Raw genomic sequence first — 761 nt, 5'->3', positions numbered from 1 at the left:
GCTAGCTCAGCAAGTACAGCTTCATTGCGTCCACATGCGATGACACGCCAACCAGACTCAGCAAAATCGACAGCCAGCTGTTTACCTATCCCGGAGGTCGCCCCCGTAATTAAAACGACACTATTCATCGCCCCAACCTTTGCTTAATGGTTTTTATGACAGAGCCAAGCAAAGGCAAATGCTCATAAAGCATTTCACCCAAATCAAAGTAATCTCGGTGATAAATGACTTGGCCATCGGAGAACTTCATGTGGGAAACACCGCTCACAGCGATTGGAGCCCCTTTGTGTAATTTCGGATGTTGAAGATCCATAGTCCAAGTCAGGAAACCCGTGTCCCCAACCTGCTGATGATCATGGATGATGAAATCACAGCGAATCACATTCGCGTACAATGACTGGAAATAATCAGAAAGAGCAGACAGTCCTTCTAAGCGATGAGCCGAATCTTCAAACACCACATCTTGGTGATAAACGTCTTTCAGAAGATGCAGGTTCGCTTTGTTAAGCTTCTGGTAAATGTCTCCAACCGACTGTATGTCCATTCTTTCGCTCCCAAATGTCACTGATGGTTGTACAAAAATATTATATGTACAAGATAGACCAATTAGAAAAAGTTGTACAAAAAAAAACTTGTATAACTTTGTTTCTGCGCTTTGATTTTTAGAAAGTAGTACGTAATCAAATTGGTGAGCGATCATCAGGCAAAAAAAAGGCTTGGTAAAAACCAAGCCTTTTCAAAAAACTATGTAAGTCGTATTA

At 41.8% G+C, this 761-nt stretch carries 2 protein-coding genes; both read right to left on the bottom strand.

From position 1 onward, the window contains the following. A partial coding sequence (locus R7E78_RS26180; protein ID WP_318058615.1) for an SDR family NAD(P)-dependent oxidoreductase occupies window positions 1–128 on the bottom strand: 128 nt, incomplete at its 3' end. Further along, on the bottom strand, window positions 125–544 hold the full coding sequence (locus R7E78_RS26175; protein WP_140061391.1) for a nuclear transport factor 2 family protein: 420 nt from the start codon (window positions 542–544) through the stop codon (window positions 125–127). The genes R7E78_RS26175 and R7E78_RS26180, both read right to left, overlap by 4 nt. Between the last annotated feature and the right edge of the window lie 217 nt (window positions 545–761).

The sequence above is a fragment of the Vibrio sp. YT-19(2023) genome (genome assembly GCF_033337395.1).
The sequence above is the reverse complement of the archived record's forward strand: the minus strand, read 5'-3'. Positions and strand labels throughout refer to the sequence as shown.